The sequence below is a fragment of the Treponema berlinense genome (assembly GCF_052273165.1).
GTDB lineage: Bacteria > Spirochaetota > Spirochaetia > Treponematales > Treponemataceae > Treponema_D > Treponema_D berlinense_A.
Map to the genome: position 1 here is coordinate 1 of NZ_DAVZIU010000012.1, position 18,956 is coordinate 18,956.

The 18,956-nt window shown below is 38.8% G+C and carries 15 protein-coding genes; 11 read left to right on the plus strand and 4 right to left on the minus strand.

The window, feature by feature from the left end; translation table 11 throughout:
• The 3 genes from ACT6XC_RS05520 to ACT6XC_RS05530 form a co-directional block, all read right to left on the minus strand.
• Positions 1–669 (minus strand): hypothetical protein (locus ACT6XC_RS05520; protein WP_443741090.1); only part of this gene is annotated, 669 nt, incomplete at its 3' end.
• Between the two features lie 89 nt (positions 670–758).
• Positions 759–2,462: a capsule assembly Wzi family protein gene (locus tag ACT6XC_RS05525; RefSeq protein ID WP_443741091.1), complete on the minus strand. Its 1,704-nt coding sequence runs from the start codon at positions 2,460–2,462 to the stop codon at positions 759–761.
• 76 nt (positions 2,463–2,538) lie between these two features.
• Positions 2,539–3,459, minus strand: a complete 921-nt coding sequence (locus tag ACT6XC_RS05530) for a hypothetical protein (RefSeq protein WP_443741092.1) — start codon at positions 3,457–3,459, stop codon at positions 2,539–2,541.
• Between the two features lie 188 nt (positions 3,460–3,647).
• Between ACT6XC_RS05530 and prfB the strand changes: the two genes are divergently transcribed.
• The 11 genes from prfB (at position 3,648) to ACT6XC_RS05585 (ending at position 17,546) form a co-directional block, all read left to right on the plus strand.
• Positions 3,648–4,782, plus strand: a protein-coding gene (prfB, locus tag ACT6XC_RS05535) for a peptide chain release factor 2 (protein WP_443741093.1) whose coding sequence is annotated in 2 segments (ribosomal slippage) — positions 3,648–3,716 and positions 3,718–4,782 — 1,134 coding nt in all. Because the reading frame shifts where the segments join, the coding sequence is not laid out codon by codon here.
• Between the two features lie 126 nt (positions 4,783–4,908).
• Positions 4,909–6,417 carry a hypothetical protein gene (locus ACT6XC_RS05540; RefSeq protein ID WP_443741094.1) on the plus strand — a complete coding sequence of 503 codons (1,509 nt, stop codon included), beginning with the start codon at positions 4,909–4,911 and terminating at the stop codon, positions 6,415–6,417.
• Positions 6,418–6,458: 41 nt separating this feature from the next.
• Entirely contained in the window at positions 6,459–7,328 is an 870-nt protein-coding gene (gene ftsY / locus ACT6XC_RS05545) for a signal recognition particle-docking protein FtsY (protein ID WP_443741095.1), read from the plus strand.
• 78 nt (positions 7,329–7,406) lie between these two features.
• Complete coding sequence (locus ACT6XC_RS05550) at positions 7,407–8,501, plus strand: hypothetical protein (protein ID WP_443741096.1); 1,095 nt, start codon at positions 7,407–7,409, stop codon at positions 8,499–8,501.
• Positions 8,491–9,807 carry an ABC transporter permease gene (locus ACT6XC_RS05555; protein ID WP_443737250.1) on the plus strand — a complete coding sequence of 439 codons (1,317 nt, stop codon included), beginning with the start codon at positions 8,491–8,493 and terminating at the stop codon, positions 9,805–9,807. The genes ACT6XC_RS05550 and ACT6XC_RS05555 overlap by 11 nt, the downstream gene beginning before the upstream one ends.
• Positions 9,800–10,480, plus strand: a complete 681-nt coding sequence (locus tag ACT6XC_RS05560) for an ABC transporter ATP-binding protein (protein ID WP_443741097.1) — start codon at positions 9,800–9,802, stop codon at positions 10,478–10,480. The genes ACT6XC_RS05555 and ACT6XC_RS05560 overlap by 8 nt, the downstream gene beginning before the upstream one ends.
• 25 nt (positions 10,481–10,505) lie before the next feature.
• A complete protein-coding gene (locus ACT6XC_RS05565; protein ID WP_443741098.1) occupies positions 10,506–11,819 on the plus strand; it encodes an ABC transporter permease in 1,314 nt (437 codons plus the stop codon).
• A gap of 53 nt (positions 11,820–11,872) precedes the next feature.
• Positions 11,873–12,376 (plus strand): UvrB/UvrC motif-containing protein, encoded by a 504-nt coding sequence (locus ACT6XC_RS05570; protein WP_443741099.1) that lies wholly within the window; start codon positions 11,873–11,875, stop codon positions 12,374–12,376.
• Complete coding sequence (locus ACT6XC_RS05575) at positions 12,369–13,493, plus strand: hypothetical protein (RefSeq protein WP_443741100.1); 1,125 nt, start codon at positions 12,369–12,371, stop codon at positions 13,491–13,493. The genes ACT6XC_RS05570 and ACT6XC_RS05575 overlap by 8 nt, the downstream gene beginning before the upstream one ends.
• Before the next feature lie 5 nt (positions 13,494–13,498).
• Entirely contained in the window at positions 13,499–16,063 is a 2,565-nt protein-coding gene (locus ACT6XC_RS05580) for an ATP-dependent Clp protease ATP-binding subunit (protein WP_443741101.1), read from the plus strand.
• Between the two features lie 184 nt (positions 16,064–16,247).
• Entirely contained in the window at positions 16,248–17,546 is a 1,299-nt protein-coding gene (locus ACT6XC_RS05585) for a valine--pyruvate transaminase (RefSeq protein ID WP_443741102.1), read from the plus strand.
• Here the strand turns inward: ACT6XC_RS05585 and ACT6XC_RS05590 are convergent.
• Positions 17,539–18,948 carry a CCA tRNA nucleotidyltransferase gene (locus ACT6XC_RS05590; protein WP_443741103.1) on the minus strand — a complete coding sequence of 470 codons (1,410 nt, stop codon included), beginning with the start codon at positions 18,946–18,948 and terminating at the stop codon, positions 17,539–17,541. The genes ACT6XC_RS05585 and ACT6XC_RS05590 overlap by 8 nt on opposite strands.
• Positions 18,949–18,956 lie beyond the last annotated feature (8 nt).

The window sequence follows — 18,956 nt, forward strand, 5'->3', positions numbered from 1 at the left end:
TTTACTTATCATCAATCCTGCAACTTTTTTTCTTATGTCTTTTTTTACTGATATATCGAGTTTTCCTTTGCATGAATATTCAGGGAACATTCTTTTTGTCTCAATTCCAACCATAACATTGTTAAGAACTGTAAAAATCGGCATCATTAAGACATATAAATAATAATTTTTTATTGTAACGAGAATAAACAGCTGGCAGATATTCATCAGTCCCTGGGTTATTGTAAGTATGTTGCTTATTACATCCCGTCTTTGGTGTGCATTTAACAGTGAATTTTTATAGCCAAATAAAAGATAGCTCAAAGATGTGTTTACTAAATAAATACTGTAAAGCACATATATGTTTATATCCTGTGGAACATTTCCCTTTATAAGGTGCGGCAGGAATGGCATTACCGCTGTTCCCAGTGCAAGAATGACAAGCCCGATTATAAAATAAACTCGTTTGTAAAAATTAAGAAGCGCGCAGATTGTGTCTTTGTCATCTTCTGCAATAGGTTTGTACATGGAGTAGACAACAGCACTTGCGAAACCTAATTCTGTAAGATTCAACACTTGCAGAATCGATGAAAAAAGGCTGTTCAGACCAGCATACTCAATTCCGATTTTCTTAATAAGAACGGTTCGTATTAAAAATGGAAAAAATATAGTAAAAATTTTGTTGAACATTCCGCTGTATATGTTTCTAACAGCATTTTTTGTACGAGAGAGTTTTATTTTGGGTTTTAATATTTCTTGTTCTGACAATTAAATAATTCCTATAGCCTGTATTTTAAAGCAAGCTCAAAATGCCAGTTGTTAATCTGATCATTTCCTACAGTTTCTTTGTCTTCATTTCTTATGTTGTAAAGTGGATTTATTATTAAGTCGAATGCAGCTCCAGCTGTTGCAGAAAAGTTTTTGGTAATGAAATATGTGGTTGTTGCTCCAAAATAGTAATTTGCTTTGAATGCATGACTATATTTTATCTCTGTTTCATTTGTATTTGAATTTATTGCCTTTGCATAGATATAGTTATTGTCTGGATTATTTCTGCCTATACACAAAAATGTAGAACCTTTTGGATAATAGATCCTATATTCGAGGTGCTGGGAATTTCCTCCATATCCAATTCCTGAGCCTAGCCACTGACCTCTGTTTGTGTATCCCTGTGTGATTTGATAATGAAATCCAAAACTGTAACCACCGACAAGCTGGTAGTTCTGCGACATTTCTGTATTGTTCCATTCAAAGACAAGCTCGCTGTATATTTTTTTCTCTTCTGAAATTGTAATTGATTTTTTTGCACCTACAGTGTATGTCATTGTATGAGTAAGATAACGCTGATAGCCTTTAAATCCACCTCCTGGCGCATAATCGTCAGTTCCGATTTCTCCATATATTTCAAATCCTACAGAAGGAAACAAATAGTCTGCTGTAAAAGAAAATTTCTGATCTTCACCAGCACCTTGTTCTCCTACATGGGTATTGTTCCCCACTGGTATTACATATTTAAGGTTTTCTTTTGAGGATTTTACAAGACAAGTTCTGTTTAGCCCGACAGTAAATCCAGGTAAAAAGGAAGGAGCATAACTAAATGTAAATCCATGAATCAAGTTATGGTCATTGCTAGAATCATTGTCAAAATATTTTGATTCTGTGAGATAGCCTGTCCAAATTCTTCCTTCGACATAGCCAATATTCCAATCAATATGCGGTATATAGATTTCTGTTTTTCTTAGACCTACATCAAATTTTGGATAAGTTGTGGCATTATTGGAATGAAGCATTGGATTTAAAAATGCAGGTCCTAGCCAAATTGCCTGTGTTCCAAATCCTGCCGTAAGTTTTTTCCATGAATAGCGGAGTTCTGTATCGCCCCAGTCAAATGTCCAGAATGAAGAGTCTCCAAATCTTTGAGGTGCATCAACACCAATGTCGTTTCCGTAGCCCCAGGTGTATGCGTACTTATTTGTATAATATGCGCTATTGTCGACTAACTTAAATTCCCTGTTCTGGCTCCAGTTCACCTGCGGCTTAAAAGTTGCCTCAAATCCGTAAGCTTCGAGCCTTGCGCCGGCTGTAAGGCTTGTGTTGTAGCCTTTTCCCTGCCAGAGCGCGCCGTCGTTTTGTCCGTAAGGGGCTTTTGTGTTGTATGAATTGAACCATTCCGGGCCGTAGAGCTTGAGTTTTACACTGCGGTCGATTCCTGCTGTAAACCAGTTTGTCTCTGTTGAGTCAGGTTCGTATAAAGTGCGTTTTGTTCCGAGATTGTTGTCCTTCCAAAGGTGTTTTTCGTCCGTAACCTGCCATTCACTGTCGCTGAGTGTGCGGTAGTTTAGTGTAGGGCGTTCTGCTTGTCCTGTAAGGCTTAGAAAGTCGTAGTATTCTTCTTCTGTTGATTTTAGGGCTTCCTGGGCGAAAATAGATGAACTAAAAAACAATAAAAATAAAAAAACTCTTAAAATCTTGTAAAAACGCATTATTTTTTCTCTTTTTGTAGAATGATAAACTTTTTCTAAAATATTCCCATTATTCTATAAAAAATCTGTAGTTATTTCAACTTTTTGGGATTGTGTAAAAGTCTAGAGTTGAATTTATCCATTTTTTGCAGAGAATCGGCCATTTGTCCTGCGTAAAAAGAAACACTGTCAGCGCACTGCGGTAATTTCCTGTAAAATATTGCGATTGCGCGAGATAGAAGGCCGCGCGGTTTGTGGTTTCTTCGCTGCGATTTACGCTTAGAAATTTCTTTAATTCTACAATCGAGGTCTCGTAATTCTTTTTTACAAAACTGTTCTTGAGAATTTCAAAAAGATAGTAATCATCGCCTCCAGAAGGTGATGTTATGTCCTCGTCAAAATAATATGGCTCAAGTTTTTTCTTTTGAATGCTTGTTTTTCCAGCAAGGCTTTGTCCTGCCTTTACAACTTCCTCTGAAAGTTTTGAAGGCTTTTTTTCAAAATCTCCGATTAAGTCAATGTACGGAAGCGGAAGTTCGCGAATTGTTCCGTCTGTGTAAAGTTTTGGCGTTTCTGCGACAATCTGTTCTTCTGATTTTTTCAGAACTTTTTCTGGACGTTTTACAGCCACTGCCTTTACAGTCGTATTTATCGACGGAAGAACTACATTGTAAACAGTTCCATCTGAAAGTTTTGCTAGAACTGCATAATAATATTCATTAAAATCCGTCACAGTGTCGATGTATTGTTGGGCTTTTTGAGAAAGTTCTGCAATCGGACTAAGTTTTTCTGCTGTCTTTGAATTAACTGGAACGGTATCTTTGAACACAAGAATTGACACCGCGTTAAAATTCTGCGGAAGTTTCCAGGTGAGCCTTATTTTGTCTGTCGAAACGGCAGATGCGCACAGCATATCTACAATCGGACGGCTTGAAGATTTTGCTTTATTCTGGGCAAAAGAAAAGGTCTGGAGAAAAAACAACAGGATGAATGAAAACGGCTTAAAAAAAGATTTCATATTCTTTTTGATTTTAGCATTTTTTGTTTTTTTTTGCACGTTTTTTTGAATTGAATTTGGATTCAGCCTTGAAGCCAGTTTGACAAGAAAAAGTCTTTTGTTTATTCTTTAAAGGTTAATTTTTCTATTAAATTATGTATTTTGGACAGTTTTGTCCAGAAAAAATTGAACCGCTTTTGGAGATTAAAATGCTTGAAGAATTAAAAGAACCGATAGACAAACTTAAAAATGACATTGACAGTGTCTGGGGGCGTCTTTGACCACGCTGCGATCGATAAAAAAATAAAAGACACCGAAGCCCTGACCGCTGCTTCTGATTTTTGGAACGATACCGAAAACGCACAGCGCACCATGAACGAGCTAAAATACTTAAAAGGGCGTGTCGAGCCTTGGCGTGAACTTATTTCACAGGCAGAAGAACTCGAAACACTTTACGAACTTGGAATTGAAGAAAATGATCAGGGTGTCGAAGAAGAATTAAAGCCTCTTCTTGAAGCTGCCCGGAAAAAATTTGATGAACTTTCGATATTAAACCTTCTTTCTGGCGAGGTGGACAAAAACGGCTGCTTCTTGACTATTCATTCAGGAGCGGGCGGAACTGAAGCCTGCGATTGGGCTTACATGCTTAGCAGGATGTATATTCGATGGGCGGAACGCAACGGTTTTAAAATGGAAACTGTCGATCTTCAGGAAGATGAGGGCGGAATTAAATCGACTACAATTCAGATTACTGGCGACTACGTTTATGGAAAATTAAAAGGCGAAGCTGGTGTCCACCGTCTTATCCGCATTTCTCCGTTTGATGCAAATGCAAGAAGACATACTTCATTCAGTTCGGTTTTTATATTCCCGATTCTCGATGATACGATCAAGGTTGATATTCGTCCGGAAGATTTGCGCGTTGACACTTACCGCTCCGGAGGAAAAGGCGGTCAGCACGTGAACAAAACCGATTCGGCCGTCCGCTTTACGCACCTTCCAACTGGAATTGTCGTAACCTGTGATTCTGAACGCTCCCAGCTTATGAATCGTGCGACGGCAATGAGCATTTTGAAGGCAAAACTCTATCAATATTACAAAGAGCAGAAAGAAAAAGAAAATGCCAAATTCGGTGCAGAAAAAAAAGACATTTCCTGGGGAAATCAAATCCGCACTTATGTTTTTCAGCCGTACACGATGGTAAAAGATCACCGCACAAAATACGAATGCGGAAATATCCAGTCTGTAATGGACGGTGATATTGACCAGTTTATCGACGCATTTTTGCAGGCTCAATGGAAAGGACTTCCGACTGGCTCTGACGATTCTGACGAAAATATGTAGGAGCTGTGCTTTTTTTAGGTTCCTGCCGTGGATTTTGCCGTGGATAAGTTCATAAAGTTTTTAAAAAAATCCGTTTTTATTCTCGTTTTTTGCTGCCCATTTTTTGTTTTTGCGGACAATTGGGTTTTGGCAGGTCAGAAGTTCACCTTTGCTCAAAGAGGAGTCGAAAATTCTTCAAATGCAAAGATTGCTTCGATTTTGCCGCAGCTGATTCTTGAGCAGATTGCTGAAAATTCAATCCGCTCCGTTTCTTCTCAGGAGCAGCTTGACCGCGAACTTTACGCACTTCAGACAGAACGGCTTTCTCTTTTTTTGCAGCTTTCAAAAGAAAATAAAACCCGCGACTCTCTGGTTCTTTCAAAGACAAATCCGCGGGAATTAAAAAAAGCGATTCGAGAAGAAGAAGAAAAAATTTTTGAGATTGAAAAGAAAATTGATGAAAATCTTTCGGCTGTACAAAAAACTAAAGAAAAATATTCACGCCAGATAGCATCGGAAAATGGTGAATTTTTCGATGCAAAAAAGCACGATGACACTTTTTTCGGAAAACTTCCTTTTGCTTTTATGAAAAAAAAAGACGGCGAGTCTAAAAAAATAAATGAAAACGTTGTTCTTTATAAAAATGATCCGTCTTCGCTTTTTTCCCCTTCGGAAAAGGCCCTTGTATTGGGAGAAGAAAGTTTTTCTTTTAACAGCGAAATTTCTGCCGCAAAAATCAATGCGCTTCTTGCTGGAAAAATTGCGCTTTACGGAGAATATGTCTCGGTTACGGTAAAACTTTATTTTTTTCCAGGCGCAGCTTCTTCTTCGGAAGTTACTGAAGTTGGAAATGCAAATGACCTTGTTTCGATTTCTCAGAACATTGCGCGAAATTTAATGCCGGAAATTGCAAATTCAGTTCCTGTAAAAATAAAAATCGAAATTGAACCTGAACAGGCCGCAAAAAGCGGAATTGTCAGCGTTGACGGCGTAATTGTTCCTGCAAAAGAAGAGGTTATTGTAAACGCTGGAGTCCATTCAATTACTGTTTCTGCAAACGGTTTTGAGAAGCAGACCGTAAATTACGCTTTTGCAGGCGAAGATTTTTTTACTGTAAAAACGACTTTAAAGCCTCTCGTAATGGGAAACCTTGAGCTTTGCCTAAAAAAAATGGCAAAAGGCGTTTTTTATTTTAACGCGCTCGATTTTTCTCCTGTCGATGAAGAAAACCGTTTTGCCACCTCGACTGTGAACGGACGCCCGATTTTAGGAATTTTTGAAAATTCGGAGGGCGAAAGCGCATTCATCTATATTTCAGAAAAACTCGCTCAGGACGAAAATATTCTTTCTGTAAACGCAAAACCTTATGACCGAGAAAAGCATATCGACAGGCAAAGGCGACGAATGTACACGGCTTATTCAGTCTTAATCTGTTCTTTAGTTCCAACTTTTTTTACAGTCGGAAACTTTACGGCTGTGAATAATTCTTATGCCGCTGGCCGGGCGAATTTTGACGATGTAGAAAAATGGCAGAAATATTCGTACTATTCTCTCGGAGTTTCGTGTACGGCAGGCGCATGGTTTGCTTTTGAAATGGTTCGCTATCTTTTTGCGGCGAATGAAGTTCTTCCTGCGCGTGCAGTTCAAAAAAAATAAAAATATCTATAATTATGTTGAATTATGATGGGAGTCAAAAAATGTCAAAAATTACGTTTGCGCAAAAATTAAAAGGGCTTTTTTCCAAGGGCAAAATTGATGAGAGTTTTTTTGAGGAGCTTACGGATTTGCTCGTTGAAGGCGATATTGGCGCAAAACTCGCATTTGAGCTTACTGACAATCTGGAAAAATTTTGCCGTCAAAATAAAATTTATGAGCAGAATGCCATTTTGAATGAACTGGAAAGTATGCTTTGCGGTTTTGTAAATCGTGCCGATTTTGAAATTGACGACTCAAAAACCAGCATTTTTATGCTTTTGGGTGTAAATGGAGTTGGAAAAACAACGACGGCCGCAAAACTTGCAGGATTTCTAAAAAATAACGGCAAAAAAGTGATTTTAGCCGCCGCAGATACTTTTCGCGCAGCCGCAGAAGAGCAGCTGGAAATGCACGGCCAAAAACTTGGAATCCGGGTTGTTTCTCATCAGCACGGAAGCGATCCTTCTGCAGTTGTCTTTGACGCGGCCCAGGCTGCGAGGGCTGGCGGAGGAGCCGTTGTGCTTGCGGATACGGCAGGTCGCCTTCACAACAAAGAAAATCTTGTCCGGGAATTGCAAAAAATCGACAGAATCGCCAGCCAGAAAGCCGACGAAGGCTGTTGTAAAAAAATTCTCGTAATTGACGGAACGACAGGTCAAAATGCCGTTCGCCAGGCTGAAGTATTCAATGACGCTGTTGGAGTTGACGCTGTCATAATTACAAAATACGATTCAACTGCAAAAGGCGGAATGATTTTTGCAATCGGAAAAGAACTCAATATTCCTGTCTGGTTTGTCTGCACAGGAGAAAAATATTCCGACATTCATATTTTTGAAAAAAATTCTTATATCAAGGAATTTCTTGGCCGCTAAATGAAGTATTTTTTTGCCGTCATATTGAACATTTTTTTGATTTTTTCTCATTTTCCTCTGTTTGCCGGGCAGAATTTTTTGTCTGAGAAAAATGCCAGGACAGAAAATTCATTTTTTGATAAAAAAAATGTGCAAAAAAAGCAGGACAGACTTGAGTTAAATAAGGAATTTAGAAATTTTCTTTTTGAAATTGCAAAAAACGTTATTTTGCAGCAGGCTGACGGAGATTTTTTTGAGATTTCAAGGCCAGCCGTTCAATTTTTACTTCTTCCGATCTGGAAAAACTCAACATTTTCTTATCTTTACGAAGTCTTTTTTCCAGAAAAAGCCGGTGAAATAAATTCTCAAGCAATAAAAAAATTTGAAGATGAAGCGGAAACTGACGAAGATCCTGAAACTTTTGATTTAATTTCGATTCTTGACGGAAAAAGCGACAGCGAGAAAAAAAATGCTGGGATTGAAGAAGTTTTAAACCGCCTTCATGACGGAAAATTAAGAAAAATTTCTTATGGAAATGAAAAAACAAGCGTTTTTGAAAAAGATGGATTTACAGTTCTTCTGAATGCCGACGAAAAAATTGCGGTTCGGCGCACGTTTGATTCAAAATTTCATATTGTAAAAAAAGAAACTTTCAGTTCACCACAAAACTTTGAAAAATTTTCAGCCACTTCTCAGACAAATTATTTTTATTCTGACGATGAAAAGCTTTTTAAAACCGAATCCGAAAATTTTTCAAAAAAGACAAGGGTTTTAAAAACTTATCGGGATGACGGAAAAATCGAATCCGAAACAAAAATTCACTGTGAAGAAGGAAATCCACAAACAAAAAGCCTTTGTATAAAAGACAGCGAAAAAAAATGGGAATATGACGAAAAATGCCGGATAAAAAAAATTATTTTGACTGAATATTTTCCTGCAAAAAACAAAAAAACAGAAAAAAAAGAGCATATTACCCGTTTTGAATATGTTTTTGAGCAGACTCCGGACACTTATTTTTACGAAGACGGAAAACTGCGGATTCAGACGGTTTACGATAATTCAACTGATTTTACAAAAACTTTTTTCTTTGATGGAGGTTTTTCTGTCGTTGGAAAATACGTAGCCGGAGAAAAAGTTTCTGAAACAACTTATCTGAACGACAGAGCACTGCGGAGATTAAAAAATGAAAATTAAAAATAAAGTCATTAGTTTTTTTAATTCCCTAAAATGGGTATTGTTTGTTTCGAGGAGATTCAGTCTTGTCGACAGAAAAGGAAGTTCAAAAGTCAATTCTGTTCTCGCTTCTCTTGGAATTTGCTTCGGAGTGATGACTTTAATCACCGTAATTTCTGTCATGAACGGCTTTCAGATGAGTTTTATCGATTCTATTATGGAAATTAGTTCTTACCATATCCGTGTTAAAAATATTGATGAAAATTCTTCGCTGGATTTTTTAATGGACTGTCAGAAATCTCCAGAAATTCGTTCAGTTTCTGCTTTTATGGAAGCGCAATCTCTTATGACCGGAAAAAATGGAAATCAGTCGGCGGCTCTTATTCGAGCTGTTCCTTCAAACTTGCTGGAAATTGATTCCGGTTTTAAGAAAGAGGCAAGAATGTGGAGCGGAAAATTCGATTTGTCGGAAAGCGGTTCGATTGTACTTGGTTCTGAACTTGCCAGAAGACTTGGCGTTCGACCAGGAAATACTGTTGAACTTTTTGCGCTTTCTGGCGGAAGCGATGTAAGTCTTATTTCTTCTGAGCGGGTTTTTACCGTAAAAGGGATTTTTCGTTGCGGTTATGCAGATATAAACGCTTCTTATGCATTTGTAAATCTTGAAGACGGAATTAAATATTTTGGAAAAGATTCTGAGCTTTTATACGGAATTAAACTTTTTAACACTAGCCTTGATTCAAAACTTTCCAATCAAATTGAAGAAAAATTTGCTGGCGCAAAATGCGAATCCTGGAAAGAATTTAACCGCTCGTTCTTTGGAACACTAAAAATCGAAAAAAATATGATTTTTCTTCTTGTCCTGATAATTTTTGTTGTCGTTGCAGTTAATATTTTTAATGGAATGCGACGCCGTGTTTTTGAAAGGCGGGAGGAAATTTCTGTTTTAATGGCATTTGGCGGTCAAAAAAATACAATTCAGGCAATTTTTATCATGCAAGGATTTTTGGCAGGCTTAAAGGGGGCGGTTCCCGGGCTTGTGCTCGGACTTCTTTTGAGCGTAAAAATGTCTGGAATTTTTATCGTTATGTCTAAAATTGTATACTACATTCAGTTATTCTTTCTCAATCTTTTTTCGCCAGAAAATGCTGTTTTTTTGAGAGAAAACCCAATGTATATGATTTATGCGAATATTCCTCCGAGAATTTTTGCTGGCGAGGTCTTTTTTATTACACTTTTTGGTATTTTTTCGGCACTCTTTGCAAGCGCAAAGGCAAGCCGTGAAGTTCTTAATCTTACAGTTTCCGAGGTGATGAGAGATGAATAATTTTGCTGTTGAAATAAAGGGACTTGAAAAAACTTATAAAACAGAAAGCGAGAGCCTTACAATTTTAAAAAATCTTGACCTTCGGATAGAAGAAGGTTCAAAAGTCGTTATAATCGGGGAAAGCGGAAGCGGAAAAAGCACTTTTCTCAATATTGTCGGCGGACTGGACAAGGCGACTTGCGGAAGCGTAAAGGTCGGTCCTTACGAAATAACTTCTCTTGACGAAAAACGCATTTCCGAATACCGCTCAACTTATCTCGGTTTAATTTTTCAGTTTCATTACCTTTTAAAAGATTTTACAGCTCTAGAAAACGTGTTTTTGCCGGCTTACATGGCAGGAATGAAAAAAACTGCCGCTGTAGAAAAGGCAAAAGCCCTTCTTTCGGACGTCGGTCTTCTGGAAAGAGCTGCACATCTTCCTTCTCAGCTTTCCGGTGGCGAAAGGCAGAGAGTTGCAGTTGCCCGTGCCCTTATAAATAATCCAAAGCTTATTCTTGCTGACGAGCCAACAGGAAACCTGGATCCTGCAAATGCCGTTATGATTGGCGAACTGCTTTTTTCAATGGCGGAAAAATATAAAAAGACACTGGTTCTTGTAACTCATGACATGACTTTGGCTTCTAAGGGCGACAAAATTTATTCAATTAAGGACGGAATGCTCAATGAAAAGTAGTGCGTCCATCTTATATGCTTACAGAATGCTTTTTCCTAGAACTGGCAAAAAGTCGAACGCCCGCAGAAGCCTTACAGGAGCGTTTTTGTGCATCGCGATAAGCCTTGTTCCTCTTGTCATGATTCTGACTGTTTCCAACGGAATGATAAAAGGAATGACCAGCAGGATGATCGGCCTTTCAAGCTCTCATTTAAGCGTTATTCTTCATCCTGACATCGAAGAATCTCAGTCGTCTCAAAAACTTATCAAACTGTCTGAAAAAATAAACGAACTCGACGGAGTAACTAAGGTTTTCCCAGAAATTCAATCAATTGGACTTGCCACTGGAAAAAAAATCAGGACAGGAGCTGCAATCCGCGCTGTCGAAAACGATATTTTTTCAAAAAACACCGCTTTTTCTTCGCTTTTTGAAATTGTCGAGAGCGTTTCCGGAATAAAAAAAGCGTCGGATATTCGACTTGAAGAAGGAAAAAATGCCGTAATCGGAAAAAAAATTGCCGAAAGCCTCGAGTTGCATGCAGGAGATGAGTTCAGGCTTATTACGACGAGAATTCTTTCTCCAAATAAAATCGTTCCAAAAATTACGAAATTCAGAATTTCAGCAATAGTTTCGAGTGGCTATCAGGAACTTGACGCGCTGTGGGTTTTTATTCCTCTGAATACAGGTTTTTCAATTCTTCCGCTTCGCTCAAGCCAGACGATGATTGGAATTGAAACTGAAGACGCTTTTTCGATTGAACTTGATAAAATTTCTTCAAAAATCGAAAATCTTGCTCCGGCTTTTACTCGTGTTTACAGATGGGATGAGATAAATGCTTCTCAATACGAAAATTTTTCATCAACCCAGATTATGCTTCTTTTTATCATGCTTTTGATTGTTCTTGTTGCTTCGATAAATATTTCAAGCGCCCTTGTTATGCTCGTAATGGAACGGAAAAAAGAAATTGCGATTCTAAAAAGCCTTGGCGCTTCTCCTTCCGGAATAACCTTTTCTTTTTTAATTACTGGAATGTCGACCGGTTTTATGGGAATTCTTGCCGGAATTCCTGCCGGTCTTTTATGCGCGGTAAATTTTGATTTAATTCTTGGCTGGATTGAGAATATCCTTACTTTTGTAAAAAAAGCGGCTTTTCTTGTTGCCGGGCACGATATTTCGGAGGTTTCGCGTCTTCACATACTTGATCCTGCGTTTTATCTCCAGAATATTCCGCTTTCGATTCCTTTAGGCCAGATTACGATTATTGCCTGCGGAACTCTTGTTCTTTCGCTTTTGGCAAGCGCAATTCCTGCAATAAAAGCAGGCCAGGAAAAACCGATTGAAAGTCTAAAGAAAATTTAACCAATTCCTTTTTTTTAATTTTTGAATTATACTTAATTTTCGGTGTATTTTTTATGATTTGTGATTTTTGTAAAAAACAGGATGCCGTAGTTTTTATAGAATTGAACGGTGACGGAGGAAAAAAGCACATAAACCTTTGCCGTGAATGTGCCGCAAAATCCGGAATTACAGGCGATCCAAAATCCATAACTTCGATATTCAAGGAACTGACCAGCATTTCCAGACAGATTTCGGAAGCAGACAAAAAAGTCTGTCCTGTCTGCGGAACTAAGCTTGCCTTAATCAAGTCGTCAAAAAAAGCCGGCTGCCCTGAATGTTATTCAATTTTTAAAAATGAAATCAGGGAACTTCTCGAAAAAGAAGACATAAAAGGTCCTTATTCAGGAAAGATGCCAAAAAGACTTTCTACTTTCCGTTCCGTTTTAACTGACAGAATTGCGCTTCAGGGAAAACTTGAAGAATCTCTCAGAAACGAAGATTACGAAAAAGCCGCTGTCTACCGCGATTATTTAAGGGCTTTGGAAAAATCCCCAGTAAATGGAAATGACGATGAGTGAGAAAAATATTTCTGAGCCTGTTTCTGGTTGTGGAGAGTGGTATTCACTTCCAGGACCTTTGTCCGACGTTGTCTGTTCAACAAGAGTCCGCTTGGCAAGAAATCTGGCTGATTTTCCTTTTCCCGGTCATTTTAAGTCTGATGATTCGGTTCGTGTTCAGACTTTGATTTTTGACGCATTTTTAAAAAGCGAAAAAGCGGATTCGTATCAAGCGCTTGCCGTGGCAGGAATTGATTCTTTGAACGCAGGACTTTTGATTGAGAGAGGTCTTATTCAGCCTTCGACCTTGAATTCTCCGGGTGGTGGTCTTGTAATGCGCATCAACGGAAAAAAAGCAAATTCTGGTCTTGTCTGTACGATTAACGATGAAGATCACGTCCGTATAAGCTGCTTTTGTTCGGGGCTTGACTGCGATACAGCCTTTGAAAATTGTCTGGAAGTTGATGAGCTTTTGCAAAAGAGCCTTCAGTTTGCGGCAAGCTATGATTTTGGCTATCTTACAGCAAATGTAAAGGATTGCGGAAGCGGGATGAAACTTTCTGCGCGTGTCCATCTGCCAGCAATGGCATTTTTGGGCGAAATCGGCTCGTTTTTTGAGTCTGTCGTTTCTAAAGGCATTGTTGCAGGTCCTGCATTTTCTTCTTTTGTAAAGGCAGGAGCAGGGATTGGAAATTTTTACCAGTTAAGTTCAAATCAGGCTGGAACAGGAAGCGAACTTGAACAACTGATAAATTTTACCGCTATTTTAAAGCAAACTGTCGAACTTGAGCGGAAATGCCGCGAATCAATAATAAAAAACCGAGCCACAGAAATAACCGACAGAATCGTAAAGGGGTTTTCCGTTGCAAAATTTTCACTTTTGCTTGATTTGCGGGAAGCCCTTATGATCATTTCTGACATAAAACTTGGAAAAGCCCTCGGACTATTACAAGGAGTTGATGACAGTTCCTTAACGCCACTTATATATCGCGTACAGGAATCGCATTTAAAGACTGTAATTAAGAGTGGCAATTTTAACTTTCCGCCTGATATTTCTGAAAATACAGAAAAACAGACAGAACGGCTTCGAGCCCTGATTATTCAGGATACATTTGAAAATTTGGAATTAATAAAATGATGAATATGAAAAGAATTTCTCCACGCCTTCAAAAAGTTTTTATAGCAGCCCAGGAAGAAGGTAGAAAATGCGGTTCAAGCGAACTTATGCCTGAACATATTCTTCTTGCGCTTTTAAAGTCCGCCGACGGACTTGGATATATAATGCTTCAGGATTTGAGAATAAACGTCTTAACCTTGCAACTGGCGGTTGAACAGGCGGTTGTTCCTCGTCCAGGTTCTGCAAGTCTTTCAGAGCTTCCGCCTTCTCGCAGGCTCCGTACTGTTATGGACATTGCCACCCTCGAATCAAATTCACTTAGAAATGATTATATAGGAACAGAACATTTTATGATTGCGGCATCTCGCGAAGAAAACAGTGCTGCCAGTAATTTTTTTGCACGCGCTGAACTCAATATAAACGATATTCGCGAAGCAGCAAGGGTTGTTCAGTTTCATTTTCATTCAAGCGCGCAAATGAACGGAGACACTCTCGGAAGCACGTTGCAGCGTCTTGTAGATGATGCAAAAAAAGAAACAATTTCACAGTTTGCTTCTGGTTCTGCCCAGAACGCTCAAAAACGCGGTCAAAAAAACGGTTCTTTTCTTGCAGAATTTGCACGTGATTTAACGCAGTTGTCGCGGGAAAATAAACTCGATCCTGTTGTTGGAAGAAAAAAAGAAGTCGAAAGGCTTGTTCAGATTTTAAGTCGCCGCACAAAAAACAATCCTGTTCTTGTAGGAGAGCCTGGCGTCGGAAAAACCGCTGTTATCGAAGGGCTTGCCGCAAAAATTGCAAAAGGAGAAGTTCCTTTCAATCTCATAAAAAAACGGGTTTTGGCTTTGGATATGGTTGCTGTTGTTGCAGGAACAAAATTCCGCGGTGATTTTGAAGAAAGAATGAAGAGAATCATGAAAGAGATAAAAGAAGATGGGAATATCATTCTTTTTATAGACGAACTTCATTCAATAATCGGAGCTGGCGGTTCCGAAGGCGGAATGGACGCTTCAAATATTTTAAAACCAGCATTGAGCCGTGGCGAAATTCAAATTGTCGGCGCAACTACGACAAAAGAATACCGCAAATACTTTGAAAAAGATTCAGCCCTTGAGCGTAGGTTTCAGATTGTAAAAGTAGATGAGCCTTCTGTTTCTGATACGATTGAAATTCTGAACGGCTTAAAGCAAAAATACGAAGATTTCCATGGCGTCGTTTACGATGATGACGTAATTCCTGCGATTGTGAAATTTTCCGAGCGTTATATTCCTGAAAGATTTTTGCCAGACAAGGCGATTGATATTCTTGACGAAGCTGGAAGCGCAAAAAAAATTTCAGAAGAAAGCAGACCTGTAGAACTTGCTGAACTTGAAAAGGCGATTGATGAATTATCTTCTGAAAAAAAAGAACTTGTCGCAAAACAAAATTACGAAAAAGCAGCAGAAGTTCGCGATAAAGTAAAGGATTTAAGGCTTAAACTCGAAGAGTTTTCAGAACTCTGGCAGAACAATACCTGCAGTCTAAAAAAACACGTTACTGTTGACGACATTTGCAAAATAATTGCTTCGATAACAGGAATGCCGCTTGAGCAGCTCGATTCAAACGAGACCGACCGTCTTTTAAAAATGGAAAATCATCTTCACAAAAACGTAATCGGACAGGACGAAGCAATAAAAGTCTTAAGTTCTGCAATCCGAAGAAGCAGGGCAGGAGTAAGTTCTCCAGACAGACCTTTGGGTTCATTCATCTTTCTTGGACCTACTGGAGTCGGAAAAACTCAGCTTGCAAAATCTCTGGCAGAATTCCTGTTTGGCTCAAAAGACGCGCTTATCAGAATCGATATGTCGGACTATATGGAAAAGCATAACGCAAGCCGTTTAGTTGGAGCGCCTCCAGGATATGTCGGTTTTGACGAAGGTGGAACTTTGACGGAAAAGGTTCGGCGTCAACCGTACAGTGTTGTTCTTCTCGACGAAATTGAAAAAGCTCATCCAGATATTTTTAACCTTCTGTTGCAGCTTCTTGAAGAAGGCGAACTGAGTGACAACCTTGGACACACGATAAATTTCAGAAATACTGTTATCATTATGACCGGAAATGCAGGCGCAAGACAGATAAATTCTGAGCACAAGCTTGGCTTTTATTCATCTCCAGACGGAATTTTGCCGTATAACGAGATTAAGGCGAACGCTCTTGAAGAATTAAAACGAATTATGCGCCCTGAGCTTCTGAATCGCGTTGACGATGTTGTTGTTTTTGAGGCTCTGAACAAAGCTCAGATTTCAAAAATTCTCGATCTTCAGATTAAAGAACTTGAAAACCGGCTTTCTGACAAAAATTTGACGCTTACGATAAAGCCAAAGGCCAGAAACTACCTTGTAGAACACGGTTACGATGCAAACCTCGGAGCACGCCCGATGCGCCGTCTTATCCAAAGCGAAATTGAAGAGCAACTTTCGATACTCATTTTGGAAGGAAAGGCTACAGAAAGCAAAAAAATAACAGTGGATCTTTCAAAAGATAAGCTTATTGTAAAAGTTGAAAATCCGCAGAAAAAACTCGAAACAAAAAAAGAAAAAGTAGAAGCACAATAATTTTAGTGCAGAATAAAAAAGGAAATGTAAGATAAAAACAGCCGAAAACAGCGTCTGTTTTTATCTTAAAAAGTTTGCGTTGCAAACTTTATTATCATCTGTTGTTTCTCACTTCGTTGTGAAACAACTTAAAAAGTCAATTCTAAAACTGAAGTTTTAATCTTGACTTTTTATGGGAATAAAAATGAATTTCAGTGATTTTGGTAAAAAACTTTGCAGCCAGTCGGGAATCTTGCAGTTGATGGACGATATTGGCAGACCACTTCCAAAAAACGTAAAACCTTACAGGCTTGGTGGCGGAAATCCTGCTATGATTCCAGAAATTTCTGCAATGTACAGGCAGGAAATGCAAAAAATAATGGACAACGGCGACGAATTTGAAAAACTGATCGGACTTTATGACAGTCCACAGGGAAGAATGTCTTTTATCGAAACAGTTGCCGAATATCTTTCAAAAACTTACGGATGGAAAATCGGACCGGAAAATGTTGCGATTTCCAACGGAAGCCAGAGCGCCTGTTTTTATCTTTTTAACCTTTTGGCAGGAACTTTCAGCTCTAACGGAGCTAAAAACAGAAAAAAAATTGTATTTCCGCTTGCTCCAGAGTATATCGGCTACGCTGATCAGGGAATCGAAAAAGAAATGTTTGTTTCAATTCCGTCAACCTGGAAAGAAGAAGCCGATCATACTTTTAAGTACCATGTAAATTTTGAACTTCTTGAAGAATATATGAAAAAAAACACACAGGTTGGAGCAATCTGCGTAACTCGACCGACAAATCCTTCAGGAAATGTTCTTACAGATTCTGAAATTACCCGCCTTTCTAAACTTGCAAGGCAATATTCAATTCCGCTCATAATCGACAACGCATACGGACTTCCATGGCCAAACATTATTTTTACAAACGATGCAAGCCCGTATTATGACGACAATGTTATTTTGAGCATGAGTTTGAGCAAAATCGGTCTACCTTCGCTTCGTACAGGAATTATAATCGCTCCTGCCGAAATCGTAACGGCAATCGGAAACATGAACGCAATCGCCGCCCTTGCTTCTGGTTCTTTTGGACAAGCTTTGGCAGAAAATCTCATAAAAACAGGCGTTCTTGTTGAAAAAGCAAAGAATTTTGTCCGCCCATATTATGAAAACAAGGCAAAAAAAGCAGTGCAGGCTTTCCATAAATATTTTGCTGGAACAGACTATGCCGTTCACAAAAGCGAAGGCTCGATTTTTCAGTGGCTGCTGTTAAAAGGGCTTTCGATTCCTACAATGCAGTTCTATTCTGAATTAAAAAAGAAAGGCGTAATCGTTGTTCCAGGAGAATATTTTTTCTTTGGCGACGACACAGAGCATGGACTTCCGCCAGTTTGCGAACATCCTCACTTCAATAAATGTCTTCGCATAAATTATGCAGGAGACGAAGAAGAAGTTGATGAAGGCATAAGGATAATCGCCGAAACTTACCGAAAATTTTCTAAATAGACGTCTTTTCGTTGAGTTTTTCGGCAACATCCAGAAGTTTTTCACGGTCGTTCATTGACGGATCATCAAGAACGGCCTGAAAAAGTTCATTTAAAATCCAGCCAAGTTTTTTTCCAGGCTTAATTCCTCTTTCAATAAGGTCTTTTCCATTCACTTTTAAATCTTTCAAGCTCAAAGCCGAGTGTTCATCTTCGATTTTTTTAATCCGCTCTTTTAGCTCTAGAATGTTTTGAACAACAGGGCTGCCAGGTTCTGCTTTTTCGCAATTTTTTCCGTAGTTGTCAGCAAGCCTGAGTTCAAAAAGGTCGTCAATATAGTCTTTTCCTACGCGAACCAAAAAACGGCGCACAGAAGAATCCTTCCATTCTGGCTCATAATAAAACATATGTTCGCGAATAAGGTGGCAGATTTTTTCGATTTCGGCATTTGAAAATTTTAACCTTGTAAGGACTTTTTCTGTAATTTCTGCCGAATAAATTTCGTGTTTCCAAAAATGAATTATTTCAACTTTTTCTTTTGTCACAGGATTTTCTTCAAAACTTACAGCTCTTGCCCTTACTTTTCCTACGTCATGAAAAAGGGCTGCAATTCTGACAATGTAGTTGTCTTTTGATGCACCATCGCACGAAAAAATATTGTGATCAAGAACATCAAACTGATGAAATCCCCGTGCGTCTGCCTGCGTAACACCGCGGCCCTCTGCAAGTTCTGGAATAAAAAGCTTTAAAATTCCTGTCTGTTCCATAAGTTTCAGACCGACAGACGGAAGAGGACTTTTTAAAATCTTCAAAAATTCGTCTCGAAAACGTTCCAACGAAATTGAATTGATTTTTTTTTGAACTTCGCAATTGGAAATTTCTAAAAATGTAGAATTTTCTATGCAGAAATCCAGCTGACTTGCAAACCTCAGTGCCCGCACAGGACGCAGACCATCTTCCATAAAGCGTTCATGCGGATTTCCGACGGTTCTTATAGTTTTGTTTTTTATGTCAAGTTGGCCATCAAACGGATCGACTAAATGTCCATCATCAAGGCTTGCTGCAATTGCGTTCATTGTAAAATCTCTACGGCTTAAATCGTCATCAATCGACTCAGCAAAAACAACCTTGTCTGGATGCCGCCCGTCAGAATATCCCTGGTCGGCTCTGTATGTAGTAACTTCGATTTCTTTTTTCATAAAGTGAACTGTTACAGTTCCGTGCTTTATTCCTGTCGGAATTACGTGACGAAAAAGTTTTATTACGTCTTGAGGATGTGCATTTGTCGTCAAATCCCAGTCGCTTGCGTTTTTGTCAAGAAGAATGTCGCGCACAGCACCGCCAACTAAAAAAGCTTCAAAACCAGCTTCTTTAAAAATCGAATTCATTTTTTTGAGTTCATAGGGAATCTGAATTTTTTTCATTTTTAATC